General features: G+C 70.1%; 25 protein-coding genes. 10 read left to right on the plus strand and 15 right to left on the minus strand.

Translation table 11 applies throughout. The annotated features are described in order from the left end of the window. The first annotated feature begins 49 nt into the window (after positions 1-49). From HYN04_RS09570 to arfB, 3 genes are read left to right on the plus strand one after another with little or no spacing between them, the layout of a single operon-like run. Positions 50-922 (plus strand): DUF4167 domain-containing protein, encoded by an 873-nt coding sequence (locus tag HYN04_RS09570; protein WP_110450551.1) that lies wholly within the window; start codon positions 50-52, stop codon positions 920-922. Positions 923-968: 46 nt separating this feature from the next. Next, positions 969-1,451: a Fur family transcriptional regulator gene (locus HYN04_RS09575; RefSeq protein WP_110450552.1), complete on the plus strand. Its 483-nt coding sequence runs from the start codon at positions 969-971 to the stop codon at positions 1,449-1,451. Between the two features lie 15 nt (positions 1,452-1,466). Continuing rightward, positions 1,467-1,892, plus strand: a complete 426-nt coding sequence (arfB, locus tag HYN04_RS09580; RefSeq protein ID WP_110450553.1) for an alternative ribosome rescue aminoacyl-tRNA hydrolase ArfB — start codon at positions 1,467-1,469, stop codon at positions 1,890-1,892. Positions 1,893-1,911: 19 nt separating this feature from the next. On the opposite strand, the gene clpB is transcribed toward arfB, so the two are convergent. Together clpB and HYN04_RS09590 are read right to left on the minus strand one after the other, a co-directional pair. Further along, positions 1,912-4,494 carry an ATP-dependent chaperone ClpB gene (gene clpB, locus HYN04_RS09585; protein ID WP_110450554.1) on the minus strand — a complete coding sequence of 861 codons (2,583 nt, stop codon included), beginning with the start codon at positions 4,492-4,494 and terminating at the stop codon, positions 1,912-1,914. A 118-nt stretch (positions 4,495-4,612) separates the two neighbouring features. Continuing rightward, positions 4,613-6,031: a M20/M25/M40 family metallo-hydrolase gene (locus tag HYN04_RS09590; protein WP_110450555.1), complete on the minus strand. Its 1,419-nt coding sequence runs from the start codon at positions 6,029-6,031 to the stop codon at positions 4,613-4,615. A 127-nt stretch (positions 6,032-6,158) separates the two neighbouring features. Between HYN04_RS09590 and HYN04_RS09595 the strand changes: the two genes are divergently transcribed. Continuing rightward, on the plus strand, positions 6,159-7,223 hold the full coding sequence (locus tag HYN04_RS09595) for a linear amide C-N hydrolase (RefSeq protein ID WP_110450556.1): 1,065 nt from the start codon (positions 6,159-6,161) through the stop codon (positions 7,221-7,223). A gap of 7 nt (positions 7,224-7,230) precedes the next feature. Here HYN04_RS09595 and HYN04_RS09600 read toward each other — a convergent pair whose 3' ends face one another. Genes HYN04_RS09600 through HYN04_RS09615 form a run of 4 tightly spaced genes read right to left on the minus strand, consistent with a single transcriptional unit; the run spans position 7,231 to position 9,562 of the window. Beyond that, the gene (locus tag HYN04_RS09600) at positions 7,231-7,659 is read right to left on the minus strand and encodes a DUF1178 family protein (protein WP_110450557.1); all 429 of its coding nucleotides are present in this window, start codon (positions 7,657-7,659) and stop codon (positions 7,231-7,233) included. Beyond that, on the minus strand, positions 7,656-8,483 hold the full coding sequence (locus HYN04_RS09605; RefSeq protein WP_110450558.1) for a carbon-nitrogen hydrolase family protein: 828 nt from the start codon (positions 8,481-8,483) through the stop codon (positions 7,656-7,658). Before HYN04_RS09605 ends, HYN04_RS09600 begins: the two co-directional genes overlap by 4 nt. Before the next feature lie 5 nt (positions 8,484-8,488). Then, the gene (grxC, locus tag HYN04_RS09610; RefSeq protein WP_110450559.1) at positions 8,489-8,746 is read right to left on the minus strand and encodes a glutaredoxin 3; all 258 of its coding nucleotides are present in this window, start codon (positions 8,744-8,746) and stop codon (positions 8,489-8,491) included. Between the two features lie 30 nt (positions 8,747-8,776). Beyond that, on the minus strand, positions 8,777-9,562 hold the full coding sequence (locus tag HYN04_RS09615) for a ComF family protein (protein WP_110450560.1): 786 nt from the start codon (positions 9,560-9,562) through the stop codon (positions 8,777-8,779). Between HYN04_RS09615 and HYN04_RS09620 the strand changes: the two genes are divergently transcribed. Beyond that, a complete protein-coding gene (locus HYN04_RS09620; protein WP_110450561.1) occupies positions 9,561-10,490 on the plus strand; it encodes a methyltransferase domain-containing protein in 930 nt (309 codons plus the stop codon). The genes HYN04_RS09615 and HYN04_RS09620 overlap by 2 nt on opposite strands. Here the strand turns inward: HYN04_RS09620 and HYN04_RS09625 are convergent. Further along, positions 10,478-11,320, minus strand: a complete 843-nt coding sequence (locus HYN04_RS09625; protein ID WP_199285944.1) for a kinase — start codon at positions 11,318-11,320, stop codon at positions 10,478-10,480. The two genes, HYN04_RS09620 and HYN04_RS09625, sit on opposite strands and share 13 nt — an antisense overlap. Continuing rightward, complete coding sequence (locus tag HYN04_RS09630) at positions 11,283-11,693, minus strand: (deoxy)nucleoside triphosphate pyrophosphohydrolase (RefSeq protein ID WP_110450562.1); 411 nt, start codon at positions 11,691-11,693, stop codon at positions 11,283-11,285. Before HYN04_RS09630 ends, HYN04_RS09625 begins: the two co-directional genes overlap by 38 nt. Before the next feature lie 265 nt (positions 11,694-11,958). On the opposite strand from HYN04_RS09630, the gene HYN04_RS09635 reads away from it, so the two are divergent. After that, complete coding sequence (locus tag HYN04_RS09635) at positions 11,959-13,413, plus strand: DEAD/DEAH box helicase (protein ID WP_110450563.1); 1,455 nt, start codon at positions 11,959-11,961, stop codon at positions 13,411-13,413. Positions 13,414-13,679: 266 nt separating this feature from the next. Here HYN04_RS09635 and argJ read toward each other — a convergent pair whose 3' ends face one another. Together argJ and HYN04_RS09645 are read right to left on the minus strand one after the other, a co-directional pair. After that, positions 13,680-15,119 carry a bifunctional glutamate N-acetyltransferase/amino-acid acetyltransferase ArgJ gene (argJ, locus tag HYN04_RS09640; RefSeq protein ID WP_162599616.1) on the minus strand — a complete coding sequence of 480 codons (1,440 nt, stop codon included), beginning with the start codon at positions 15,117-15,119 and terminating at the stop codon, positions 13,680-13,682. After that, positions 15,116-16,072, minus strand: a complete 957-nt coding sequence (locus tag HYN04_RS09645) for a peptidyl-prolyl cis-trans isomerase (RefSeq protein WP_110451376.1) — start codon at positions 16,070-16,072, stop codon at positions 15,116-15,118. Before HYN04_RS09645 ends, argJ begins: the two co-directional genes overlap by 4 nt. 222 nt (positions 16,073-16,294) lie before the next feature. Between HYN04_RS09645 and secA the strand changes: the two genes are divergently transcribed. The 3 genes from secA (at position 16,295) to HYN04_RS09660 (ending at position 20,266) form a co-directional block, all read left to right on the plus strand. Then, the gene (secA, locus tag HYN04_RS09650; RefSeq protein ID WP_110450564.1) at positions 16,295-19,051 is read left to right on the plus strand and encodes a preprotein translocase subunit SecA; all 2,757 of its coding nucleotides are present in this window, start codon (positions 16,295-16,297) and stop codon (positions 19,049-19,051) included. Between the two features lie 59 nt (positions 19,052-19,110). Beyond that, on the plus strand, positions 19,111-19,527 hold the full coding sequence (locus HYN04_RS09655; RefSeq protein ID WP_338418723.1) for a GNAT family N-acetyltransferase: 417 nt from the start codon (positions 19,111-19,113) through the stop codon (positions 19,525-19,527). Between the two features lie 97 nt (positions 19,528-19,624). Continuing rightward, positions 19,625-20,266, plus strand: a complete 642-nt coding sequence (locus HYN04_RS09660; protein ID WP_110450565.1) for a hypothetical protein — start codon at positions 19,625-19,627, stop codon at positions 20,264-20,266. On the opposite strand, the gene HYN04_RS09665 is transcribed toward HYN04_RS09660, so the two are convergent. The 4 genes from HYN04_RS09665 to HYN04_RS09680 are packed head-to-tail and all read right to left on the minus strand — an operon-like array spanning position 20,227 to position 22,579. Beyond that, a complete protein-coding gene (locus HYN04_RS09665; protein WP_110450566.1) occupies positions 20,227-20,592 on the minus strand; it encodes an ArsC family reductase in 366 nt (121 codons plus the stop codon). The two genes, HYN04_RS09660 and HYN04_RS09665, sit on opposite strands and share 40 nt — an antisense overlap. 11 nt (positions 20,593-20,603) lie before the next feature. Beyond that, complete coding sequence (locus HYN04_RS09670) at positions 20,604-21,155, minus strand: hypothetical protein (protein WP_110450567.1); 552 nt, start codon at positions 21,153-21,155, stop codon at positions 20,604-20,606. A 21-nt stretch (positions 21,156-21,176) separates the two neighbouring features. After that, complete coding sequence (locus HYN04_RS09675) at positions 21,177-21,554, minus strand: YybH family protein (RefSeq protein WP_110450568.1); 378 nt, start codon at positions 21,552-21,554, stop codon at positions 21,177-21,179. Positions 21,555-21,571: 17 nt separating this feature from the next. After that, complete coding sequence (locus HYN04_RS09680) at positions 21,572-22,579, minus strand: SDR family NAD(P)-dependent oxidoreductase (protein WP_110450569.1); 1,008 nt, start codon at positions 22,577-22,579, stop codon at positions 21,572-21,574. A 254-nt stretch (positions 22,580-22,833) separates the two neighbouring features. On the opposite strand from HYN04_RS09680, the gene HYN04_RS09685 reads away from it, so the two are divergent. Beyond that, the gene (locus HYN04_RS09685) at positions 22,834-24,477 is read left to right on the plus strand and encodes an alginate export family protein (protein ID WP_162599617.1); all 1,644 of its coding nucleotides are present in this window, start codon (positions 22,834-22,836) and stop codon (positions 24,475-24,477) included. On the opposite strand, the gene HYN04_RS09690 is transcribed toward HYN04_RS09685, so the two are convergent. Further along, positions 24,471-24,815: a hypothetical protein gene (locus tag HYN04_RS09690; RefSeq protein ID WP_110450571.1), complete on the minus strand. Its 345-nt coding sequence runs from the start codon at positions 24,813-24,815 to the stop codon at positions 24,471-24,473. The two genes, HYN04_RS09685 and HYN04_RS09690, sit on opposite strands and share 7 nt — an antisense overlap. Positions 24,816-24,845: the final 30 nt, after the last annotated feature.

Consider the following 24,845-nt stretch of genomic DNA (forward strand, 5'->3'; position numbering starts at 1 on the left):
GAACAGCCCTAGCCCGCCCAATGGCGGCGGGTCGGCGGAACGGCAGGACATGAGAGATTTCAAGGGCATGAAGCGTCAGCGCGGTCGCAATCGCAGCGCCGGTGGCAAGCCTCAGCAGCACAATGCGAACCGGGCCCTGGAGTCCAACGGCCCCGAGGGGGTCAAGGTCCGCGGGAACGCCCAGACCGTCTTCGAGCGCTACCAGCAGCTGGCCCGCGACGCCGCCTCCGCCGGCGACCGGGTCCTGGCCGAGAACTTCCTGCAACACGCCGAGCACTATTTCCGCCTGATCCGGGCCATGCAGCCCACCCGGCCGGCCTCGGAGATCATCGGGCGCGACCAATACAATTCGGGCTTCGACGTCGACTTCGAGGAAGAGCCCGGCGAGGGCGCCGCCGAAGCCGAACCGGCCGAAGCCGAAACCGAATCCCGCGACCGGGGAACCTGGCGCGACCGTGACGACCGCCGGGAACGCTTCCGCGACCGCGATGACCGCCAAAGGGACGACCGGCCCCGCGAGGAGCGACAGCGTGACGAGCGTCCAAGGGAAGACAGGCCCCGTGACGATAGGCCCCGTGACGACAGGCCCCGGGGCGAGCGCTTCGAGGGCGGGCGCCGGGACCGCTGGCGCGACCGTGAGGACCGCCCGGAGCGGAACCGCGAGGACCGTCCGGAGCGCGACCCCATGGCCGTGGTCGAGCCCAGCGGCGGCGCCATTGCCGCCCCGGCCGACGACAGGCCGCCCTCGCCCACCCTCCGCAGCGAGGATGGCGCCGAGAGCCAGGCGCCGGACTTCCTGCGCCCCCGCCGTCCGCGGGCCGAGGCGGATACCGAGGAGGCGCGCCCCCCGCGCCGTCGTCGGGCGCCCCGCAGTTTCGAGGGTGACGAGGGCCAGGGCGGCGGTTCGGGCGGCGAAGGCTGACCACGGCGCAGTTGCGCCCGCCCGGCTTCAGGGCTAGCCCTTGGCCATGGCGCACGATTGCGGACACGACGACGGCCCCGGACAGGGCCTGGCCGGACGGGGGCTTGCAGAGGCCCTGGCCGACGCTGAGGTGCGCTGCACCGCGGCGCGCGAGCGCCTGACCGCGCCCCGCCGCCGGGTCCTGGAACTGCTGCTTTCGGCGGACGCCCCGCTCAAGGCGTACGACATGATCGCGACCTTCGGCGGCGATGGCGCGCCGGCCAAGCCACCCACCGTCTACCGGGCCCTCGATTTCCTGGAGAAGCAGGGCTTCGCCCACCGAATCGAAAGCCTGAACGCCTATGTGCCATGCCGGATGCGGGGCGACGCCCACCGCGCCGCCTTCCTGATCTGCGACTGTTGTGGCGCGGCGCAGGAGTTCGAGCCTGGCCTCGACGCTGGGTTCGCGGCGGCGGCGGCGGCCGGCTACTCGGTGCGCAGCCTCACCCTCGAAGCCCGCGGGCTCTGCCCCGCCTGCCGCGCCGCCTGAGCCCTGGCGCCCGCCATGATCGAGGTGACCCCCGAAATCCTCATCTCCGAGGACGAGATCACCGAGCGCTTCATCCGCGCGGCGGGACCAGGCGGCCAGAACGTCAACAAGGTCTCCACCGCCGTCGAGCTGCGCTTCGATGTCCGCCGGTCCCCGTCCCTGCCCAATGACGTGGCCGTCCGCCTGATGAAGCTTGCGGGCCGGCGGCTGACCCAGGACGGCGTGCTGGTGCTCAGCGTCATGACCCACCGCAGCCAGGAGCGGAACCGCGCCGAAGCCCTGCAGCGCTTGGTGGAACTCATCCGCAAGGCCGCCGAGCCGCCGCCGCCGCCGCGCAAGCGCACCCGCCCCACACTGGCCTCGAAGGTCCGGCGTGTGGAGGGCAAGGTGCGTCGTGGCGGCGTGAAGTCCCTTCGGGGGAAGGTGCGGGGCGAGGACTGAGCCCCGCCCCGCCTCCGGGTCAGTGGACCTGGGGCCGGCCGATCACCAGGCCATCGGCGCCCGTCGTCACGGCGATCACCGAGCCATCCACCAAGTCGCCCTGCAGCAGCTTGCGCGCCACGGGGTCGACGAGGTCCTTCTGGATCACCCGCTTGAGCGGCCGGGCGCCGTAGACCGGGTCGTAGCCCTTGTCGGCCAGCCAGATCATGGCGGCGTCGTCCAGGGACAAGGTCATCCGCCGGTCGGCCAACAGCTTCTCAAGGCGCTTCAGCTGGATGCGGACGATGTTGTCCATCTCCGCCCGGCCAAGCCTGCGGAACAGGATGATCTCGTCCACCCGGTTCAGGAACTCGGGCCGGAAGTGGCCGCGGACCACGCCCATGACGTCGCCCCGCACCGCCTCGACATCCTCGCCTTCCTTCTGGCCGGCCAGGAATTCCGAGCCGAGGTTGGAGGTCATGATCAGGAGGGTGTTGCGGAAGTCCACGGTCCGGCCCTGGCCGTCGGTCAGGCGACCGTCGTCCAACACCTGGAGGAGGACGTTGAAGACGTCCGGATGGGCCTTCTCGACCTCGTCGAACAGCACCACCTGGTAGGGCCGGCGGCGCACCGCCTCCGTCAGGGCCCCGCCCTCGTCGTAGCCGACATAGCCGGGAGGCGCCCCGATCATGCGGCTGACCGAGTGCTTCTCCATGTACTCGCTCATGTCGAGGCGGGTGATGGCGGACTCATCGTCAAACAGGAACTCAGCCAGGGCCTTGGTCAGCTCGGTCTTGCCCACGCCCGTCGGGCCGAGGAAGAGGAAGGAGCCGATCGGCCGGGCGGGGTCCTGCAGTCCGGCGCGGGCCCGGCGAACGGCGTCAGAGACAGCCTCCAGAGCCTCCTCCTGGCCGACCACCCGGCCGCGCAGGGAGTCCTCCATGCGCAGCAGTTTCTCGCGCTCACCCTCCAGCATCCTGTCGACGGGCACGCCCGTCCAGCGGGAGACGACCGCGGCGATCTGGGCGGCGTCCACCACCTCGGGGCTGACGGCGTCGCCGGCGGCCTTCTGCTCGGCCGCGGCGAGCTGCTTCTCCAGGGGCGGGATCTCGCCGTAGGCGATCTCGGAGGCCCGCTGCAGGTCGCCCCGGCGCTGGGCGGCGACCAGTTCGGCGCGCAGCCGGTCGAGGGCCTCGCGCACCTGGGCGGCGGACGAGACCTTCTCCTTCTCGGCCTTCCAGCGGGCGGTCATCTCGGCGGACTGGCCCTCGAGGTCGTCGAGCTCGTCCTCCAGCTTCTCGAGACGCTGGCGGGAGGCCTCGTCGCTTTCCTTGGTCAGGGCCTCGCGCTCGATCTTCAGCTGGACGACCCGGCGATCGATCTCGTCGAGTTCCTCGGGCTTGGAGTCCACGGCCATGCGCACCCGGCTGCCGGCCTCGTCGACCAGGTCGATGGCCTTGTCGGGCAGGAAGCGGTCGGTGATGTAGCGGTTGGACAGGGTGGCGGCGGCCACGATGGCGCTGTCGGTGATCCGCACCCCGTGGTGCACCTCGTACTTCTCCTTCAGGCCGCGCAGGATGGAGACCGTGTCCTCCACCGTCGGCTCGGAGACAAAGACGGGCTGGAAGCGCCGCGCCAGGGCGGCGTCCTTCTCCACGTGCTTGCGGTACTCATCCAGGGTCGTGGCGCCCACGCAGTGCAGTTCGCCCCGGGCCAGGGCCGGCTTGAGCAGGTTGGAGGCGTCCATGGCGCCCTCGGTCTTCCCGGCGCCGACCAGGGTGTGCATCTCGTCGATGAACAGGATGACCGAGCCCTCGGCGGCGGTGACCTCGTTCAGCACCGCCTTGAGGCGCTCCTCGAACTCGCCGCGATACTTCGCCCCGGCGATCAGGGCGCCCATGTCGAGGGCCAGCAGCTTCTTGTCCTTCAGACTCTCGGGCACGTCGCCGTTGACGATGCGCTGGGCCAGGCCCTCGACAATGGCCGTCTTGCCGACACCGGGCTCGCCAATCAGGACGGGGTTATTCTTGGTCCGGCGCGACAGGACCTGGATGGTGCGGCGGATCTCCTCGTCCCGGCCAATGACCGGGTCGACCTTTCCGTCCCGGGCGGCCTGGGTCAGGTCGCGGGCATAGCGGTTCAGGGCGTCGTATCCCTCCTCCGCAGAGGCGCTGTCGGCGGTCTTGCCCTTGCGCAGGGCCTTGGCGGCGGCCTCCAGGGCGGCCTCGGTCGCGCCGGCGTCGCGCAGGGCGCGGGCGGCCTCCCCGCCTTCCTTGGCGATGGCGATCAGGAGGCGCTCGGTGGTGACGAAGGCGTCGCCCGCGGCCTTGGCGCCGGCCTCGGCCGCGGCGAAGACGCTGGCGGATTCAGGGGCCAGGTAGATCTGGCCGGACCCGCCCTCGACGCGCGGGCGCTTTGTCAGGAGGGCGTCCACCGCCTGGTCGACGGCGTCCGGCCGTCCGCCGGCGCTCTGGATCAGGGCGCGGGAGAGCCCGTCCTTCTCCTCAAGCAGGATCTTGAGCAGGTGCTCAGGCGCGAATTGCTGGTGACGGCGGGCCAGGGCGAGACTCTGGGCCGACTGGACCGCCTGTTTGGCGCGGTCGGAGTACTGTTCGATGTTCATGTGTCCCCTCGTAAGGCGGATGGAGGACGGTCGCCTTGATCAAGCGCAACCGCCGTCCCGGGATGTAGTGTTGCCCTTGCGCAACACAAGTCCTGACCGCCCCGCGAGGACGCGCGGATCAGTTCCGCGCGTAGAGCTTGACGACCTCGTAGAGGTAGTCCCGGCCCTCATACAGCGCCTGGACGCCGATACGCTCGTTCAGGCCATGGGCGCCGCTGTCGCCGGGCGGACTGAACATGCCCGAGAGGCCGTAGGTCGGGGTTCCCGCCGCCAGCAGGAAGCGGCCGTCCGTGGCCCCGGTCGCCATGGCCGGCACGATCGGCACGCCGGGCCACATGGCCGCAGCCACCTTGGTCGCGGGGCCCATGATGCGGGCGTTCAGCGGGGGCGGGGGCGAGACCGGGCTGGGCTTGCCGACCGTTTCCACGGAGATCCCGGGATCGTTGATGACGGAGGCCAGGGTCTGGCGGACATCCTCGACCTTCTCGCCGGGCAGGATGCGGCAGTTGACGTTGGCCTCGGCCCTCTGGGGCAGGGCGTTCGGCGCATGGCCCGCCTTGACCTGGGTGGGCACGCAGGTGGTCCGCATCATGGAATTGCGACCCGGCGAACGCGCCAGGTAGGCGGCGGCGGCGACGTCCGAGGGATTCGCCGCCAGGGCCTTCATGGCCGCGCCGGTCTCGCCGCCCTCGATCTCGGCCATCCGGGCGTAGTGGTTGCGGGTGGCCTCGTTCAGGGCGATCGGGAAGTCATGGGCGCCGATCCGGGCCAGGCCCTGGGACAGGCGGACGATGGCGTTGTCCTTGACGGGACGCGAGGAGTGGCCGCCCGGGTTGGTGATCCGAAGGGTGAAGTCCTGATAGACCTTCTCGCCGGCCTGGATGCCCAGGAAGACCTTTTTGCCATTGGCGTCGATCTGGCCGCCTGCGCCCTCGTTCAGGGCGAACTCGGCATCCAGAAGCTGGGGCCGGTTGGCGATCATCCACTCCACCCCGTTGAAATGATCCGGCGTCTCCTCGCCGCAGGTCAGGGCCAGGCGGAGGCTGCGCTTCGGCTTCAGGCCCTCGCGCTTGTAGCGGATCATGTTGTCGGCGAAGGCGGCGGCCATCGCCTTGTCGTCGCTGGCGCCCCGCGCATAGAAGTAGCCGTTCTCCTCCACCAGGGTGAAGGGATCGCGCTCCCAGTCCGCCCGGTTCGCCTCGACCACGTCGATGTGGGCCAGCAGCAGGATGGGCTTCAGCTTGGGGTTCGTCCCCGCAAGGGTGGCGACCAGGGCGCCCTGCTTGGGCTGCTCCGGCGGAACCACGATCTCCATCTCCCGGTCCGTGTAGCCGGCCGCCTTCAGGCGCACGGCCAGTTTCTCGGCGGCCAGGGTGCAACTGCCGGAGGACAGGGTTGTGTTGGTCTCGATCAGCTCCCGGTAGAGCTCGCGGAAGGCGACCTGGTCCGGTCTCAGCCCCGCCGGGGCGGGCGGCGCGGCGAGGGCGGGCGCGGCGGCCATCAGGGCGACGCCGGCGATCAGCAGGGAACGGAACATGTGGCCTCCTTGTAAGGCGGCCATCCTAGACCCCCGCGCCCCCCGGCGCCTATGGCTTGAAGGGGCTTTTCAACCCCGGGAGGGAGAGGCATAAAGTTTTTGCTTTCTTTCAGTTGGGAGGCTGAAAATGAAAACCGCTGCACTCGCCCTGGCGTCCGCCATGTCCCTCGCCCTGGCCCCGGTGGCGGAGGCCTGTTCCCGGGCAACCTGGCTGGGGGACGACGGCTCGGTGATCACCGGCCGGTCCATGGACTGGCCCTATGACTTCAACACCCATTTCTACGTCATTCCGCGGGGGTTCCAGAACGAGGGGATCAAGGGCGGACTGACCTGGGCCAGCAAGTACGGGACCGTGGTGGCGGCGGGCTCCATGACCCCCGGCGGTCCGATCGACGGGGCCTTCGACGGCGTCAACGAGAAGGGACTCGGCGCCAACCTGCTCTACCTCGCCGAAGCCGACTTCGGCCCCGCGCCCGGCTCGGCCAAGCCGCGGATCTCCATGGGCGCCTGGGTGCAGTACGTCCTGTCGAACTACGCGACGGTCTCGGAGGTGGTCGAGGCCCTGAAGTCGGACCCGATCTACATCGTCCCGTCGAACTTCGGCCCGGGCGGCGCGGGACACCCCACCGTCCACCTGTCGATCAGCGACGCGACCGGGGACTCCGCGGTGATCGAGTACATCAAGGGCAAGCCGGTCATCCACCACAACCGGGCCTACCAGGTCATGACCAACAGCCCGACCTTCGATCGCCAGCTGACCCTGAACGACTACTGGAGCCGGATGGACGGCTCAAAGGTCCTGCCCGGCTCGCACCAGTCCGAGGACCGCTTCGTGCGGGCCAGCTACTACCTTAAGCGCCTGGGCACGAGCGAGACTGACACCCGAAAGCAGGTGGCCGGGGTCTTCTCGGTGATGCGCAATGTTTCGGTGCCCTGGGGCGCCCCGGACCCCGACCATCCGAACATCGCCCCCACCTACTGGCGGACAGTCATCGACCACACCCGCGGGGTCTACTACTTCGAGTCCGCTCTCAGCCCCTACGTGGTGGCCCTGGACCTCAAGTCCCTCGACTTCTCGCCCAGGGCAGGGGTGCGAAGCGTGGCCCTCGAGGGCAAGGACAGCTATTCCCTGGTCGGCCTGATCAACAAGTCCCTGAAGCCAACGGCGCCCATCGCCTACCTGGCGCCCTGAGGCTGGATCAGTTGAGGTCCTGTCGGTCCGGCGGGACCTGCGGCAGGGGCGCGACGGGAACCCCGTCCTCGACGAGGGCGCGGGCCTCCTCGGGCGTGGCCTCGCCGTAGATCCCGCGTTCCTCAGACCGGCCCTCATGGATGGCCCGGGCCTCGCGGGCGAAGGTGTCGCCCACATAGTCGAAGTTGTCCTCGACGTGCCGGCGGACCCGGCTGGCCATCTCCATCATCACCTCGCGCGAGGGGCCCGGCGCCCGCTTGGCCCTGCCCTTCGAGGTGACCACGGAGGGGGCCATGATCTGCTTGCGCACCTCAGCGGAGCCGCACATCGGGCAGGAGACAAGACCGCGGGCGGACTGGTCGTCGAAATCGACAGAGCTTCCGAACCAGCCCTCGAAGTCATGGCCGGCGGCGCAGGCCAGGGCGTAGCGGATCACGCCAGGGACTCCGGGCCGGAGAAGGCGCGGGCGTTGGCCAGGGCCGGGATGGCGCGCCGGGCGCGGGCGGCGGCCGTAAGGTCAAGGTCCACCACCAAGACGCCGGGCTCATCATGGTCGAGGACGCCCAGCACCTCGCCCCAGGGCCCGACCGCAAGGCTCCGTCCCCAGGTCCCGCGCCGGTCTTCGTGGAAGCCGCCCTGGGCCGCGGCCAGGACGAAGCTGCCGGTCTCGATGGCCCGGGAACGGAGAAGGATCTCCCAGTGCGCCTCGCCCGTCGGCCGGGTGAAGGCGGCGGGCACAGTCATCACCTCCGCCCCGGCCAGGGCCAGGGCCCGATAGAGGGCGGGGAACCGCATGTCGTAGCAGATCGACAGGCCCAGCCGGGCCTCTCCGGCCCGCGCCGTGACCGCGCGGTCGCCGGGGGCGTAGGCGGCGCTCTCGCGCGCCGTCTCGCCATTGGGCAGGTCGACATCGAACATGTGCAGCTTGTCGTACCAGGCCGAGACCTCGCCGTCGGGGCCGACGAGCAGGCTGCGGTTGGCCGCCTTCTCGCCGCCGGCGTCGACCAGGGCCGAGCCGACCAGGACGTGAACGCCCCGCTCCCGGGCGAAGCCTCGCAGGCCGCAGACCACCGGATCGGCGTCCACCGTCGTCAGGGCCGCGTTCAGGAGGTTTCGGTCCTTCTGCAGGATGTTGGTTCCTTCGGGAGTGAGTATCAGCTCCGCGCCGGCCTCCGCCGCCTGGCGAACCAGGGGCAGGACGTGATCCAGGGCGGCGACCTGGGTCGCCGGCGTCCGGGTCTGGACCAGGGCGACGCGCACGCGCCTCAGCCCGCCAGCAGGGCGTCGAGGCGACCCTGCGCCTCCAGGTCATGCAGGTCATCACAGCCGCCGACGTGCTGGCCGCCGATGAAAATCTGCGGATAGGTGGCCGCCCCTCCTGATTTCTTCAGCATTTCCTCACGCCGGGCCGGATCGAAGGCCGCCTCGATCTCGGTCACCTCCGCGCCCTTGCGCTCCAGGAGGCCCAGGGCCCGGACGCAGTAGGGGCAAAAGGGCTTGGTGTAGATGGTCACGGCGGCCATGCGCGTCTCCCTAGGCTCTCAGGGTGAAGTCTATATGGTGAGGCTTGCCGGGTCTTTAACCCTGGCGATGACGGCGGCGTCCACCCCCGCCGCGCCGGCGGCCTTCAGGGCCCGGGCGCAGGCCTCGAGGGTCGCGCCGGTGGTCATGACGTCGTCGATGAGGAGGATGCGCCGTCCTTCCACCTGGCGACGGCGACTGTCAGGGACCCGGAAGGCCGCGGCCACGTTCCGCCGCCGGCCGGTTCCTGAGCGTCCCGCCTGCGCGCCGGTGTCCCGCCGGCGGACCAGGGCGTCGGCCAGGTAGGCCCGCGACCAGAGGCGGGCCAGGGGCCGGGCGATCTCTGCCGCCTGGTTGTAGCGCCGCCGGAACAGGCGCGAGGGATGCAGGGGCACGGGGGCGACGGCGTCCGCCTCCGCCAGCAGGTCCCGGGACGAGCGCGAGATCCAGGCGGCGAACAGGCGTGAGAGGTCCGTCCGGTCGGCGTACTTGAGCTGGAGGACCAGGCCCCGGGAGGCGTCGTCGTAGAGACAGGCGGCGCGAGCGCGGTCGAAGGCCCGGGGCTTGGCCAGGCAGGCCGCGCAGCGGGCGCCGGGTCCCAGGCTGAACTCGAAGGGCGTACCGCAGCCGTCACAGGCCGGATCGTCCAGGAAGGTGATGCGGCTCCAGGCCTCGGCGGAGAGCCCGGGGGTCTGGACCGGTCGGTCATCATCCAGGGACCTGTGGGGATAGATGACGTCCAGCGCGGCCCGGCCCATCCGGGCGAGGGGCCCGGCGGGTTCCCAGGCCCGGCCGAAAGGTTCATTGTCGCGGCCCATGCCGCCCTCCGCCTCGCCCCCGCGAATCTTCGACCGCGATCTCCTGCGCCGGCGGCTGGACCGGGCCGCCCCGGGATACGCCGGGGCCGACTTCCTGAAACGCCGCGCCGCAGGCGACATCGTGATGCGCCTGGAAGCCATCATGCGCGACTTCCCCCGCGCCGTCGACCTCGGGGCCCGCAACGGCGCCTTCGCCGAAGCCCTGGCGGCCAGCGATGCGGCCCCCCGGGTGGGCCTGCTGGTCGAGGCGGACCTGTCCGGGGCCATGCTGGCGGGACGGGCGGGGATGCGCGCCGTCGCAGACGAGGAGCGCCTGCCCTTCGCCCCTGCCAGCCTGGACCTCATCGTCTCCAGCCTGTCCCTGCACTGGGCCAACGACGTGGTGGGCGCCCTCGTGCAGGCCCGGCTGGCGCTCAAGCCTGACGGCCTCTTCATCGGGGCCCTGTTCGGCGGGGCGACCCTGACCGAGCTGCGCCAGGCCCTGACCGCCGCCGAGCTGGAGCTGACGGGCGGAGCCGGGCCCCGGGTCTCGCCCTTCGCCGACCCCTCGGACGCGGCGGGCCTCCTGCAGAGGGCCGGCTTCGCCCTGCCCGTGGCCGACGTCGACCGGGTGACCGTGCGCTACGACCATCCCCTGAAGCTGATGGCGGACCTGCGGCGGATGGGGGAGACCTCGGTCCTGGCTGAGCGGCACCCGCGCCCCCTGACCCGCAAGGTCCTGGCCCGGGCCTTCGAGATCTACCAGAGGGACTTCGCCGGCCCGGACGGGCGGATCGCCGCCACCTTCGAGATCCTGACCCTGACCGGCTGGTCGCCCTCGGAGATCCAGCAGAAGCCCCTGCGCCCGGGTTCGGCCAAGATGCGGCTGGCCGAGGCCCTGGGCGGGGAGGAGCACAGCGTCCCCGGGACCCGGCCTCAGCGGCGCTGAAGCGGGCCCGGCGTCCGGTCGGGGGCGAGGTCGACCACGATGTCGCCCGGCGGGTCGGCGATCAGCCGCCGCGTGATCCGCTCGTAGCGGGCCAGGAAATCGTCCAGTTCAGCCGCGTCCATGGCCCGGCCGGGCCGGCCGGCCGCGATGGCTCGGGCCAGATCGGCCTCCTGCTCCCCCCGCCAGCGGCGGACGGTCGGAAAGTCCGGCGCGCGAAGGAAGACCGTCAGGTCCGGGGCCTTGAAGAGATCCGCATATCGTCCCGCCAGCGCCGCCTCCACCGCCCCGCGCCAGGTCCCGTCCGCGTCGTGCTCGCGTTCGAGGGCGTTGATGGGCGCAGAGGCCGCCGCCGAGGGATCGGGCCGGGCGCCCAGGCACCAGCCTTCCAGGATCACGACGTCGGCGGGCCCCTCAAAGACCGGCCGACCGGCCTCCGGGACGGGGGCGTCGCGTCCCTTGTCGAAGCGCGGCAGGCGGACGGGCCCGGGACGGCCGAGGGCCTCCAGGACGGACAGGGCCAGGGCTGGGTCATGCGTGCCCGGCGGCCCGCGCACGGCGAAGAGAGGGTGGACCCGGCGGGCCAGGTCCGCCCTGGCCTCCGGACCAAGATAGACGTCGTCCAGGGACAGGACGGCGCAGGACCGGCCCTCCGCCTCCAGGATCGAGGCGAGTTTCGCCGTCAGTGTCGACTTGCCAGAACCCTGCGCCCCGGAGAGGCCCAGCACCCAGCCTGGCCGGTCGGAGCGGGACAGGACGAGATCAGCCAGGGCGTCGACCAGCCCCGCCACAGGCTCAGACCAGGTCCCGGAGCCAGGCCACCAGGGGCGCATCCGCCGGCGGCATGGGATAATCGCCCAGCCGGTTCGGCTTCACCCAGGCCAGGCCCGCGTGCTCCTTCGCCGTCACAACCCCGCTCCATCGGCGCACCAGGTAGAGCGGCATGAGCAGGTGGAAATCCTCATAGGCGTGGCTGGCGAAGACGAAGGGGGCGAGGCAGGCTTCGGTGACTTCGATGCCCAGCTCTTCGGACAGTTCGCGGATCAGGCAGGCCTCGGGCGATTCGCCCGCCTCCACCTTGCCCCCGGGAAACTCCCAGAGGCCCGCCAGGGCCTTGCCCTCCGGGCGCTGGCAGATGAGGACGCGGCCATCGACATCGATCAGGGCGGCGGCGGCCACGAGCAGCAGGCGTTGGGTTTCGGACATGACGTCTTGATCGCCCCGGCGGGCCGGGTTGGCAAGCCGGCCTTGACTTCCGGGGCCCGGAAGGCCACTTCCCCCCTGCGCACCGGCTCCTCCGGGGCGACATCGGCGTTCCAGTCGCGTGAGGGTTGCCCCGGCAACTCGCCTGTCGAGCGCCTTGAAGCGACATCGCAGATCGCCCCGCCACGCGGGGGCATCCCCACAAGACACGCCGAACGGCGCCCCAGAGACGGGCCGCCCGATTCCGCGCACCGAAAGACACCTTCACTTGACCCAGTTTTCCGACCTCGGCCTCGATCGCGGCCTCCTCAAGGCCCTTTCCGACGAGGGCTATTCCACGCCGACGCCCATCCAGGCCCAGGCCATTCCCCCCGTCCTCGAGGGCCGCGACATCCTGGGCATCGCCCAGACCGGCACCGGCAAGACCGCCGCCTTCGCCCTGCCCATCCTTCACCGCCTAGCCGCCGACCGCCGACCGGCCCCCCGGCGCGGCTGCCGCGTCCTGGTCCTGTCCCCCACCCGCGAACTGGCCACCCAGATCGGCGAGAGCTTCAAGGCCTATGGCCGGCATCTCGGCGTCTCCGTGACCGTGATCTTCGGCGGCGTGAAGTATGGCGGCCAGATGCGCGCCATGGCGCCCGGCGTCGACGTCCTGGTGGCCACTCCCGGCCGCCTGATCGACCACCTGGGCGAGAAGACCGTGACCCTGCAGGGGGTCGAGACCTTCGTCCTGGACGAGGCCGACCAGATGCTGGACATGGGCTTCATCGTCCCGATCCGCAGGATCGTGAAATACCTGCCCAAGGCCCGCCAGAACCTCTTCTTCTCGGCGACCATGCCCACCGAGATCGGCCAGCTGGCCGGCGAACTCCTGAACCCCAACCCCGTCAAGGTCTCGGTCACCCCCCAGGCCACGACAGTCGAGAAGGTCCGGCAAAAGGTCATCTTCGTAGAGCAGGACCGCAAGCGCGCCCTGCTGGCCGAGTTGTTCGAGGCCAAGGACTTCCGCCGGGTGATCGTCTTCACCCGGACCAAGCGCGGCGCCGACCGCGTGGCCCGCGCCCTGGAGCAATCCGGGGTCGAGGCGGCGGCCATCCACGGCGACAAGAGCCAGGGCCAGCGCGAGCGCGCCCTGGCGGCCTTCAAGGCCGGCGAGGTCCGCGCCCTGGTGGCCACCGACATCGCCGCCCGGGGGATCGACATCGACGCGGTCAGCCATGTCGTCCAGTACGAGCTGCCCAATGTGCCGGAGTCCTACGTCCACCGGATCGGCCGGACGGCCCGGGCCGGGGCGGACGGCACCGCCGTGGCCTTCTGCGCCGATGACGAGCGCAACCTCCTCAAGGACATCCAGAAGGTCACTCGCCAGACGATCCCGAACGAGGATCGCCGGCGGGATGCGGGCCTGTCGGTGATGAGCGCCCACCTGCCCGACGGCGCCAAGGAACCCTCGGCGCCCAAGGGCCGGCAGGGCCAGGGCGGCCACCGCAAGGGCGGCTCGCCCCGCAATGGCGGCGGCGCCCGGGCGGCGGACGGCTCGTCCCGTCCCGAAGGTCGCTCCGACCTGCCCGGCGGCCTGCGCAAGCAGAGGAACCGCCCGTCGTCGGCCAAGCCCGCGGGCGGCAAGCCCGGGGACTTCGCCTCCACCCGCCCCATCGACCAGTCCGCGTTCCGCGGTCCGAAGCGCGAGAGCGCCGGGGCGAAGTGGAGCCCGGTGGACTAGGACGGCCCGACCCCCGGCTGACCCCCTCCGGCCCGCATTCGCGGTCCACCTCCCCCTGGGGGGAGGAATTAGAGCGCCCAATTGCTCCCCCAAGGGGGAGCTGTCGGCGAAGCCGACTGAGGGGGTCAATTCCCGTCTCCGTAGACCCCCTCCGGCCCGCATTCGCGGTCCACCTCCCCCTTGGGGGAGGAATGACTGAGCCTATTGCTCCCCCAAGGGGGAGCTCCCGGCGAAGCCGGGTGAGGGGGTCAGCGACGTCGCAGGACCTAGCTCCGGTAATCCCCGTTGATGGCGACATACTGTTTGGTCAAATCGCAGGTCCAGATGCTGGCCGAGCCGCGGCCAACGCCGACATCGACGCTGACCTCAAGCTCATCCTTCTTCATGTAGGCGCTCATCTTCGCCTCGTCGTAGGTCGGCGAGATGAGGCCGTCCTGGGCGGCGACCAGGGGTCCGAACTGGACCTTGAGGCGAGTCCGGTCGATAGGCTCGTCCGCCCGGCCGACCGCCATGACGATCCGGCCCCAGTTGGCGTCCTCGCCCGCGAAGGCGGTCTTCACCAGGGGACTCTCGGCGATGGTCCGGGCGATCTTGCGCGCCGAGGCGGGGCTTTCCGCGCCCGAGACGTTGATCCGCACGAACTTGGTCGCCCCCTCCCCGTCCCGCACCAGCTGAAGGGCCAGGTCCAGCAGGACCGCCTCGAGCTTTTCCCGGAAGTCCGCAAGGCGCCGGTCGCCGGCGCGGCTGATGCGCGGGGCTTCGGACTGGCCGGTGGCGAAGAGCAGGAGGGTGTCGTTCGTCGAGCGGTCGCCGTCCACAGTCACGCAGTTGAAGGTCGAGCGCGTGTAGAGGCTGGCCAGGTTCTGCAGGGCCTTGGGCGCGATGTCGGCGTCGGTGGCGACGAAGGCCAGCATGGTGGCCATGTCGGGCGCGATCATGCCCGAGCCCTTGCAGATACCGGCGATGCGAACCGTTTTTCCGTCGATCTCGGCCTCGGCGAAGGCGCCTTTGGGAAAAGTGTCCGTCGTCATGATCGCCCGGGCCGCGCCGGCCCAGGCGTCGGCCGACAGGGCGGCCTCGGCCTCGGGCAGGCGCTGGGTGATCTTCGCATCGTCGAGCAACACGCCGATGACCCCCGTCGAGGCCAGCATGACGTCGCGCTGGCGGCAGTCGAACCGCTTGGCCACCGCCGAGGCGACCCGGCGGGCGGCGTCGGCCCCGGGCTTGCCCGTGAAGGCGTTGGCGCAGCCGGCATTGACCACCAGGGCCCGGGCGTCCTCGCCCTGGGACTGGGCCAGGGCCCGCCGGCACCAGTCGACCGGCGCGGAGCCGACGCCGTGCCGGGTGAAGACCCCGGCGACGCTTGTGCCCTCGGCGAAGCGCATGACCAGGAGGTCCTCGCGCTCGTGCTTGTAGAACCCGGCCCGGCCGGTGGCGATCTCCACGCCGTCGATGGGCGGGATGCGCGGGAAGGGAACGGCCAGGGGCGAAACCGGCAGGGCGCCCTTGGCGGGGGCTGCGGGCGCGTCCGCCGGCTCGTCGAAGGCCCGCGACTGGCGGTCGGCCCGCCGCAGGGCGGCGCGCTTCAGGGCCGAGGCCAGGGGATCCAGGGCGCGCTCGATCGTCTGGCCCACGGCCTCCACCGGCTTGGTCGCAGGCTTGCGGCGCGAGGGCCCGGACCCGGGCGAGGTCGGCTTGCGGCTCATGGCTTGGTCCCCTCCGTCTTGCCTTCGGGCTCGTCTTGCGGTGCGGGCGGCCCCGTGGCGGGTTCACGGGGCTGGCCGGGCACGTCAGGCGTGGTCTTCAGGAAGGTCTGGACCTTGGCCTGCCCGCGCAGCTTTTCCAGCAGGTCCCGGACCTGGTCGTAGGTCAGGAAGCGGACGATCTGGGGACGCGCCGCCTCCAGGGTGATGGGCTGCTCCGGGCGCCGGTCCTCGACCTTGACCAGGGCCCAGCCCCCCTCGACCTGGAAGGGACCGATGGTCTGCCCCGCCTTTGCCGGCTTGAGCGCGGCCTCGTAGGAGTCCGGCATGATATCGACGGTGAAATAGCCCAGGTCGCCCCCGTTGAATCGGGTCGCCGCATCCAGAGACCGCTCCATGGCAAGGGCCTCGAAGGAGCCGCCCGAGGCCAGCAGCTTGCGGATCGCCTCGGCCTCGGCCTGGGTGGCGACCAGGATCTGGCGGGCGCGGATCTCCTCGCTCGCCCGGGAGAGCCGGACCTGTTCCTGGTAGAGCGTGCGGATGGCCTGCTCGCTGATCGCCCCGGTGACGGTGGCGTCCACCACGAGGTCGGCCAGGATGCGCTCCCGGGCCGCGGCGAGGCGGCGCTGGACCGCCGGGTCCTTGTCGAGCTTGCGGCGCGCGGCCTCGGCCGCCAGCAGGCGCCGGTCGATGACCTCATCGGTCGTGCGCCGGAAGGGTTCCGAGGCGGGGTCCAGGGGCTCACCTTCGCCGATCAGACCCTGGGCGACGGCCTCACGCTTGACGTCCGAGGTCCAGACGGGAACGCCATCGACCCGCGCCACCACGACATCCCCGGCCTCTGGCGGGGTTTCCGAGCGCTCACGGCCCTGGCAGCCGGCCAGCGCCAGGGAAGCGGCGGCGAGCACCGCGAGAAGGGGCCCAGGAGGGCGGAATCGGGCAACGACCAGCGACATGCCGTCGGACATCCTTGCGGGAGCGAACCGGGAACTGTCCCTAGACCTTCCCGCGCGCCCTGCAAAGCTTGGGGGCGGATCAGACCCCGGCGGCGGCCTGCGTTGACAGTCAGGGGGGGCCTGCTTAAGTCACCCCCACCCCGGGGGAAGCGGGTTTTCCGGGCGCCAGGCCGGCCGCTCGAAGCGCCGCCCCCTCACCCCGCACAGGTCCGGACCCATCCCGTGAGCATCTTCAAGCGTCTCTTCGGCTCGTCAAACGACCGCAAGGTCAAGGCCCTTCAGGCCAAGGTGGCCAAGATCAAGAGCCTGGAACCTGCGATCCAGGCTCTCAGCGACGAGGCCCTCCGCGCCAAGACTTCAGAGTTCCGCGAGCGCCTGGGCCGGGGCGAGACCCTGGACCAGATCCTTGAGGAGGCCTTCGCCGTGGTCCGCGAGGCCTCGCGGCGGGTCCTTGGCCAGCGCCACTTCGACGTCCAGCTGGTCGGCGGCATGGTCCTGCACCAGGGCGGCATCGCCGAGATGCGGACCGGCGAGGGCAAGACCCTCGTGGCGACGGCGCCCGTCTATCTCAACGCCCTGCCCGGCGACGGCGTCCACGTCATCACCGTGAACGACTACCTGGCCCAGCTGCATGGCGACTGGATGGGCCAGGTCTACCGGTTCCTCGGCCTGTCGGTGGGCGTGATCGTCCACGGCCTGAGCCAGGGCCAGCGCAAGGCCGCCTACGCCGCCGACATCACCTACGGCACCAACAACGAGTTCGGCTTCGACTACCTGCGGGACAACCTCGTCTACGACACCGAGGAGATGGTCCAGCGGGGCCACAACTTCGTCATCGTCGACGAGGTGGATTCCATCCTGATCGACGAGGCCCGCACCCCCCTCATCATCTCGGGGCCGACCGACGACCGGTCCGAGTTCTACCGGACGGTGGACGCCCTGGTGAAGGAGCTGATCAAGGATCGCTCGACCTTCGACCACGACGAAAAGCAGCGGCAGGTCATCCTGACCGAGGACGGCGCCGAGATCGTCGAGGAAATGCTGAGGGCCGGCGGGCACCTGGAGGAGGACACGACGGGCCTCTACGACGGGGCCAACGTCTCGGTGGTCCACCACGTCAACCAGGCCCTGAAGGCCAACGTGCTCTACACCCGCGAGAAGGATTACATCGTCCGGGGCGGCGAGGTGATCCTGATCGACGAGTTCACCGGCCGGATGATGCAGGGCCGGCGCCTGTCCGAGGGCCTTCACCAGGCCATCGAGGCCAAGGAAGGCGCCCACGTCCAGCCCGAGAACCAGACCCTGGCCTCGGTGACCATCCAGAACTACTTCCGCCTCTACCGGAAGCTGTCGGGCATGACCGGGACCGCGGCCACCGAGGCCCAGGAGTTCGCGGACATCTACAAGATGGACGTGATGGAGATCCCGACCAATCGGCCCGTCGCCCGGATCGACGACGACGATGAGGTCTACCGGACCGAAGCCGAGAAGAACCGGGCCATCCTGAAGCAGGTCGAGGACTGCTATGTCCGCGGCCAGCCCATCCTGGTGGGCACGGTCTCCATCGAGAAGTCCGAAGCCCTCTCGGCCATCCTGAACGCCCACGCCTTCGAGGTCGATGGCCAGGCGCGCAAGGGCATCCCCCACAACGTCCTGAACGCCCGTTACCATGAGCAGGAGGCGATGATCGTCGCCGATGCCGGCATCCCCGGCGCGGTGACCATCGCCACCAACATGGCTGGCCGGGGCACCGACATCCAGCTTGGCGGCAACATCGACATGCGGGTCCTGCGCTGGCAGGACGAGCAGCGCGGACTGGGAATCGAGGTCACGCCCGAACAGGTCATCGCCCGCAAGGCCGAGCTGGAGACGGAGATCGCGGACCTCAAGGCCCAGGCCCTGGCCGCTGGCGGCCTGTTCGTCCTGGGTACGGAGCGCCACGAGAGCCGGCGGATCGACAACCAGCTGCGCGGCCGGACCGGCCGCCAGGGCGACCCGGGTCGGTCCAAGTTCTTCCTGTCCTGCGAGGACGACCTGCTGCGCATCTTCGCCGGCGAGCGGCTGGACGCCATCATGCGCACCTTCGGCGTCCAGGACGGCGAGGCCATCACCCACAAGTGGCTGAACAACGCCATCGCCACCGCCCAGAAGCGGGTGGAGCAGCGCAACTACGAGATCCGCAAGAACCTCCTGAAGTACGACGACGTGGTCAACGACCAGCGCAAGGCTGTCTTCGAGCAGCGGGCCGAGTTCATGGGCGAGGAGGACCTCGCCGACGTCGTTGCCGAAATGCGGCGTGACACCATCTCCGACATCGTCCGCAAGCACCTGCCGCCCAAGGCCTATGCCGAGCAGTGGGACATCGAGGGCCTGGAGGAGCAGACCCGCTCGGTCCTCGGCCTGGACGCGCCCGTGGCCGAGTGGGCGGCCGAGGAAGGCATCGCCAATGAGGAGATCGAGGAGCGCCTGCTCGCTGCGGCCCAAGCCCGGGTCGAGGCGCGGGAAGCGGCGATCAGTCCCGCCCAGATGCGGATGATCGAGAAGAGCTTCCTTCTCCAGACCATCGACATGCAGTGGCGCGAGCACCTGACTCACCTCGACCACCTGCGCAACGTGATCGGCCTGCGCGGCTACGGCCAGCGGGACCCGCTGAACGAGTACAAGACCGAGGCCTTCTCCCTCTTCGAGAAGCTGCTGGTGGACCTGCGCCACAATGTCACCCGCTGGCACTTGACGGTGGAGTTCCAGTTCGCCGAGCCGGAACCCCCGCCCTTCGCCTTCCAGGAGGTCCACCTCGACCCCCTGACCGGCGAGAACGCCGCCCAGATGGGCGTCCTGCCGGACGGCCTGTCGGTGGAGCAGAGGCAGGCCCTGCCCTTCTCGGCCCTGCCCGAGGGCTGGCAGGCGACCGGCCGGAACCAGGCGTGCCCCTGCGGCTCGGGAAAGAAGTTCAAGCACTGCCACGGGGCGCTGGTCTGACCGGACTGTCGCCGCTGGCGCCGTCAGCGGCCCTGCTGGACCTGAACAACGCCCACGCCGTGGAACTGTCCTTCCTGACGGGAGCGGCGTTCGCCCGGCTGGCCGGCTTGGCATTCCATGCGCGCCAGGCGGGCGAGGCGGACGCCTTCCTCATCGCCCTCGACCAGGACGCGGACTACGACAATCCGAACTTCCGCTGGATGCGAAGCCGCTTCGAGCGCTTCGTCTACATCGACCGTGTGGTGGTCGCGCCGGAGGCTCGGGGCCGGGGCCTTGCCGGGGCCCTGTATGCAGACCTCTTCACAGCCGCCCAGGCCGCCGGCCACACGCGGATTGTCTGCGAGGTGAACTCGGACCCGCCCAACCCCGCCTCCGACGCCTTCCACGCAAGGCTGGGCTTCGCAGAGGTGGGCGCCGCCACCCTACCGGGAGGCGCCAAGACGGTGCGCTATCTTTCAAGGACAATTGCGTTGTGAGGCGTCACTGCCGGTCCTAGCCTGATCTGAACCGGTCCTGGTGGGAGCCCCTGTCCCGTGCGGGATCCCAGGACGACGCAAGGCGGGGAGAAACACCGTGCTCGGGCCCACCGACTTCCTGCCGCTGACGCCGGCCCTTTCGGCAATCCTCTGGGTCGAGGTGATCGTCTACCTGGGCCTCGGCCTCTTCGGACTCTTCGACGACTACTTCGAACGACACCCTGCCTGGACGATCCGGGACGGGCGGCCCAACGGCTATCTCCGGATGACCGCCAAGACCGCGCACAAGCTGCATGCGGCGATCTGCCTGATCCTGGGCTGGATCGCCCTCAACGGCCTTCTGGAGCAGAGGGTCAGCCGCTTCGAGATCGAGACCCTCTTCCTCAGCCTGGCCGTCCTGATGTCGGGGGTGTGGTCAATGAAGCTGCCCGGCAGGATGGGCGTCCTGGGCATCGTCCTGAAGCCGGAGTTCTGGATCCAGATCGCCATGTTCGCGATGTTCCTGCCCTTCATCCGACCCCAGGTCGCCTTGATCTGCGTTGCGATCAATCTCTGGGGGATCGTATTCTTCTTGCTGAGGGGCAAGACGGCGCTTTTCGTTCCCTACACCTCGGAGACCCTTGTGCGGGACGTGGAGGATGCCCTGGGTGAGGAGAGGGCCAACAGGGTTCGGCGGATCCTCGGGCACAAGGGGCCTGCTCAGGCAGAGGGTTCGACACCGCCGAACGCCGCCGCATAGAGCTCTGGCCGGAAGCCGAGGACCCGCCGGTCGCCGAGGTCCAGCAGGGGCCGCTTGATCATGGAGGGCTGGGCCAGCATCAGGGCGATGGCGCGGCCGGCGTCGAGGCCGGTCCGGTCCGCCTCGGGCAGCTTGCGGAAGGTGGTCCCGGCGCGGTTCAGGACCCGCTCCCAGCCGAACTCGTCCACCCAGGCCGAGAGGCGCCCGGCGTCAATCCCCGAGGCCTTGTAGTCGTGGAAAACGTAGTCGCGGCCGTGGGCGGCCAGCCAGGCGCGGGCCTTGGCCACCGTGTCACAGGCCTTGATGCCATAGAGGGTCGCGGTCATCAGGCTCCTCCTCAGCCGCCAACCCGGACCAGTCGGGTCTGGTTGCGGAACGCCCAGGGCGCATCCGGGGGAGACAGGGGACGGACCTCCTTCACCGAAAGAAGGGTGGCGCCGTCGCGGGTCTCGGTGATGCGGATGCGGGCCTCGGCGTCCCCGTCCACGCCGGTTCGCTGGTAGACAATCGTCCAGTGGGTCGGGTCGCGATAGTCCGGAACCGTCACAGTCTCCGTGAAGACTTCTGCAGGCCGGCCCTTGCGCAGGCTGGCCGAGGTGACCGCGCCGGCGGCCGGGTCGAAGAGGCTGGCGGTCGTGATCCTCACGGCGCCCGCAGAGGGACCATCGTCGAAGACCGAGGTCCTCAGGACCGTGACGCCATCGCCCATAGCGGTGATCCGGGTCTGCACCGGAAGCTCCATCAGCTTGTCGTCCTGGTAGTTCCGGTAACCCAGGGCGCCCTTCCAGTCGCCGGCGAGCCCAGCCTGGAGCTCCGCGGCGGACGGGGCGGCGATGGTGGGTCCGGCCAGGAAGAGGAAGGCGGCGAAGATGGCGGTCGGCAGGCGCATTGGGGCTCCGGAAAGGGCGCGTCAGGACAGGGTCACGAAGGTCTCGGACTCGATCATCCACTGTCCCGTAACGCGACGCCAGACCGCAAGGTAGGCACCGGACTGGGCCGGGGCGTCCTTCCAGCCCGCCGTCCAGCGGCCGTGCTCCGCGGCGCGCGCGCCCGCGGCGTCGACCTCGATGCGCTCCGGCGTCCGGACATAGCCGCCGAAGCCCGGGTCGGCGAACTGGCTGGTGAAGGCGGAGAGGATGGCCTCGCGGCCGGTGATGACCGAACCGTCTCCGGCGATCACCACCGCCGTAGGCAGGAAGACCGGACCCAGCCGCGCAGCCTCCCGGCCGGCGATGAACCGGTTGGTCAGCCGCCGGCGGGCGCGGATGGCGTCCGCGGGGTCGATCATCGCCGTTGGACCTCTGGCTAGTAGGCCGTCCAGCCGCCGTCGGTGGCGTAAACGCCGCCGGTGAAGTTGGACGCCTCCGGCGAGAGGAGGAACAGCATCATGGAGACCTGTTCGCCCACCGTGGCCGGCCGCTTGTTGGAGTCCGTGTATGAGAGCAGGCTGTCGATCTTCAGCCGGCCCATGGTCGGACCCTTCTGGTCCTTCATCGAGGCGGCCACCAGGATGCCGGCGCGCTCGACCATCGGGGTGTCAGTGGCCGCCATGTTCACCGAGTTCACCCGGATCCCGTAGGGCGCATAGTCGATGGCGGCGTTACGGGTCAGGCCGGTGACGGCGTGCTTGCTGGCCACATAGGCCGGGTTACCCGACAGGCCCGTCAAGCCGGCGATGGAGCCGACATTGACGATGGCGCCCCCGCGGCCCTGGGCCAGCAGTTGGCGCAGTTCGGAGCGCATGCTGCGGAAGACCCCGGCGGTGTTGATCCGCACTACGTTGTCGAAATACTCGTCCGAGGCTTCGTGGATGGGGGCGAAGACCAGCTTCTTCTGGCGGGCGTAGTCTACGGGGTCGCCCGAGAACACCCCGTCCATCACGCCGGCGTTGTTAAGGGCCAGGTCCAGGCCCCCGAACTTGTCGACCGCCGCCTTCACCATGGCGTCACAGACCGAGCTCTCCGAGACATCGCCGTAGACAAAAACCGCCTTGCCGCCCGCGGCGTTGATCTTGTCGACCACGGCCTGACCTTGGTCCTTGATCCAGTCGACGCCGACGACGTTGGCGCCTTCCTTGGCGGCGCGGATGGCCGCCGCGGCTCCCATGCCACGGGCGCAGCCGGTCACGATCAGGGTCTTGCCCTTGAACCGACCCGGGATGACGTACTCCGGATCAACCGGCGTCATGTCCTTGACCCCGATGCCCTTGGCGCCCTTCGGCCCCACCTGGGCGGCGGCGGGCGGGGCGGTCGCCGCGGCGGTCGCGGCGGCGCCGGCGATCGCTATGCCCTTCAGGATATCCCTGCGTTCCATCTGCAATTTCCCCTTCCCGGGATTGGCCAGAAACTCACAACTGTATCTTTTGGGACTATTCCTTCATCTTACCGCTACCTCAAGTTGAAACGCGGACGCCGGGGGAGAACAGGCCCGGTGGGTCGCAGCAAGAAGGTCCCAAGCCGATGATTTCGCACCCGAAATCCCGGAATATCGGGCGTTCAGGCGCCGTCGCTTTGGCCTTCCTGGCCCTCGCCGCTGCGCCGCAGGCAGCCCGCGCTCAGGCGGCGGGCGTGTCGGATCCCCTGAATGGGTCGGCGATCGAGACGCTCCGGGTCGTGGTGGTCAATCCCGGTCCGGATGCGGCCGTGGCCGAGCGGGTCGCGGACTCAGTGCGCCGGTCCCTGGCCCTGTTCCCAGGGGCGCGCTTCTCCAAGGAGACCTTCGACCTGCAGCTGGCGCGCGCCCGCCGGACCGCTGAGGTGGGGGCCATTGATTACGGCGTGAAACTGGGATCGGCGGGCGGCGTGGACGTCGAGGTGCGCGTCACCCTGGGCGAGTCCGCCGCAACACGGGAAGGCCGAGGGCGCCTCGCAGGCGATCCCAACGCCGGCTCCCTCCTGCTTGACCGGAACGGGACCTACATCGTCGGCAAGTTCGACACCCTCGGCCTCTACTACGCCAACAACAACTCCTGGTACGGCCAGCCCGGGCCCCTGCTGGCGGGTAACCCGCTTGTCCAGGGCCAGCCCTCGGGGGCAGGCTACCGCGACTGGGCGGAGGCCTATGTCCACTATGGGGTCTACGGGATCACGCCCCTGTCCAAGCAGGTCTACCTGTATGGCGGCCTGAGCGGCATCACCGCGGCCTCCAGCGGTGATGAACTGTTCAGCAGCAAGACCCGTACCCACACCGGCCTAGAGGACGCCTATGTCGGCCTCGTCGGCGGCTCCACGGACGCCTCCGGGAACCGGCTGGTCTACAACCTCTCCGCCGGCCGCCAGAAGTTCACCCTGGCGAACGCTTTCCTGATCGCCAACACGGCGGCCAACGGACACGACCGGGCCGCCCTTCAGGCGAACGCCCGCTGGGCCGCCGATAACCTCGTGCTTGCCCAGGTCGCCTACAATCGCCTCCGCCTGGAGGCCTTCTACCTCGACCCCGACGAACTCCCGATACTCGACTCGGGAACGCGGCTGGCCGGGATAAACGCCGAGTTCCGCCCCTCCCCCGACTGGATGGTCGGCGTCAGCTATGTCCAGGCCAGGGACGGCAAGACGGCCTACTACGGCCCAACGGGTACGCTGGCAGGCGTGCGCAAGGGCCTCCGGGTCTACGACGCCCGGTTCTCCTATGCGCCGGCGGAGTCCCGGCAGGGTCCCTTTGGCGGCGCGGAGATCGCCCTGCAGGAAAATGCTGACTTCTCGATGAAGGCCAGGGCCGGCTGGGCCGAGCTCGGCTACCGCTGGCCTGCGGCGACCTGGTCGCCCTCCGTAAGCTACCGCTACTCCTACTTCTCAGGGGATGACCCGGCCACCTCCGCCTTCGAGCGTTGGGACCCCCTGTTCTCGGGCGGGAACGGCGAACAGTGGGTCCAGGGCGCCAACCACTTCAAGGTGGTGCAGGACAGCAATGTCATCGCCAACCGGATCCAGGCCCGGCTGAAGCCCGACCCTCGGGTCGAGATCGTACCCCAGCTCTGGACCTTCCGGGCCGCCGAAGCGAACAACATCGGCGGCAACCCCGCCCTGTCCTTCCTGAACAGCCGCGACTACGGGCGCGAGGCGAACGTCACCGCAAAGTGGTTCGTTTCCCGGAAGATCTACGTGCACGGCCACCTCGCCTACACCCAGCCCGGCGATGCGGTCAGGCGGGCCCTCCCGGACAAGCCGGACGGCTGGCTCAGCGTCCTGATGTTCCTGCGCTACGCCTACTGACGGCGGGGGGCGGGGCCCAGCCGGGCGGCGCCTTCCTCGAAAGTCCTGCGGGCGTTGCCGCAGAAGTCCTGGCCGAGGAGGGGCGTCTCCGACGAGGTGGAGACAGCCGCAGAAGCGATCCCGTGGCCGAAGGCGGCGGCAAAGTCGAAGGCCGCGTCAGGGCCAAGCTGGCGCTGGACCTCTCCCGCCATGCCGCGGACCCGGGCGTCGAAGGCGTCCCTCTGGGTGCCGGGCGTGCACTGGTGCACAACGCCCGCAAAGAAGCCGAGCCTGGGGACATCCGTTCGGGGGAGCGCAGGTTGGGCGGCTACAGCGGCGGCGAGGATCACGGCGAGCATGTCGGGAACTCCCTAAGGGGACTTAAGGCT

The organism is Phenylobacterium parvum (assembly GCF_003150835.1).
Taxonomy (GTDB): Bacteria; Pseudomonadota; Alphaproteobacteria; order Caulobacterales; family Caulobacteraceae; genus Phenylobacterium; species Phenylobacterium parvum.

Excerpts from the sequence above, each read along its gene's own strand:
- HYN04_RS09570 (WP_110450551.1), top strand. The coding sequence starts at position 50 with ATGAGAGATTTCAAGGGCATGAAGCGTCAGCGCGGTCGCAATCGCAGC.
- HYN04_RS09575 (WP_110450552.1), top strand. The coding sequence starts at position 969 with ATGGCGCACGATTGCGGACACGACGACGGCCCCGGACAGGGCCTGGCC.
- arfB (WP_110450553.1), top strand. The coding sequence starts at position 1,467 with ATGATCGAGGTGACCCCCGAAATCCTCATCTCCGAGGACGAGATCACC.
- clpB (WP_110450554.1), bottom strand. The coding sequence starts at position 4,494 with ATGAACATCGAACAGTACTCCGACCGCGCCAAACAGGCGGTCCAGTCG.
- HYN04_RS09590 (WP_110450555.1), bottom strand. The coding sequence starts at position 6,031 with ATGTTCCGTTCCCTGCTGATCGCCGGCGTCGCCCTGATGGCCGCCGCG.
- HYN04_RS09595 (WP_110450556.1), top strand. The coding sequence starts at position 6,159 with ATGAAAACCGCTGCACTCGCCCTGGCGTCCGCCATGTCCCTCGCCCTG.
- grxC (WP_110450559.1), bottom strand. The coding sequence starts at position 8,746 with ATGGCCGCCGTGACCATCTACACCAAGCCCTTTTGCCCCTACTGCGTC.
- HYN04_RS09620 (WP_110450561.1), top strand. The coding sequence starts at position 9,561 with ATGCCGCCCTCCGCCTCGCCCCCGCGAATCTTCGACCGCGATCTCCTG.
- HYN04_RS09615 (WP_110450560.1), bottom strand. The coding sequence starts at position 9,562 with ATGGGCCGCGACAATGAACCTTTCGGCCGGGCCTGGGAACCCGCCGGG.
- HYN04_RS09625 (WP_199285944.1), bottom strand. The coding sequence starts at position 11,320 with ATGCGCCCCTGGTGGCCTGGCTCCGGGACCTGGTCTGAGCCTGTGGCG.
- HYN04_RS09630 (WP_110450562.1), bottom strand. The coding sequence starts at position 11,693 with ATGTCCGAAACCCAACGCCTGCTGCTCGTGGCCGCCGCCGCCCTGATC.
- argJ (WP_162599616.1), bottom strand. The coding sequence starts at position 15,119 with ATGAGCCGCAAGCCGACCTCGCCCGGGTCCGGGCCCTCGCGCCGCAAG.
- HYN04_RS09645 (WP_110451376.1), bottom strand. The coding sequence starts at position 16,072 with ATGTCGCTGGTCGTTGCCCGATTCCGCCCTCCTGGGCCCCTTCTCGCG.
- HYN04_RS09665 (WP_110450566.1), bottom strand. The coding sequence starts at position 20,592 with ATGACCGCGACCCTCTATGGCATCAAGGCCTGTGACACGGTGGCCAAG.
- HYN04_RS09670 (WP_110450567.1), bottom strand. The coding sequence starts at position 21,155 with ATGCGCCTGCCGACCGCCATCTTCGCCGCCTTCCTCTTCCTGGCCGGA.
- HYN04_RS09675 (WP_110450568.1), bottom strand. The coding sequence starts at position 21,554 with ATGATCGACCCCGCGGACGCCATCCGCGCCCGCCGGCGGCTGACCAAC.
- HYN04_RS09680 (WP_110450569.1), bottom strand. The coding sequence starts at position 22,579 with ATGGAACGCAGGGATATCCTGAAGGGCATAGCGATCGCCGGCGCCGCC.
- HYN04_RS09690 (WP_110450571.1), bottom strand. The coding sequence starts at position 24,815 with ATGCTCGCCGTGATCCTCGCCGCCGCTGTAGCCGCCCAACCTGCGCTC.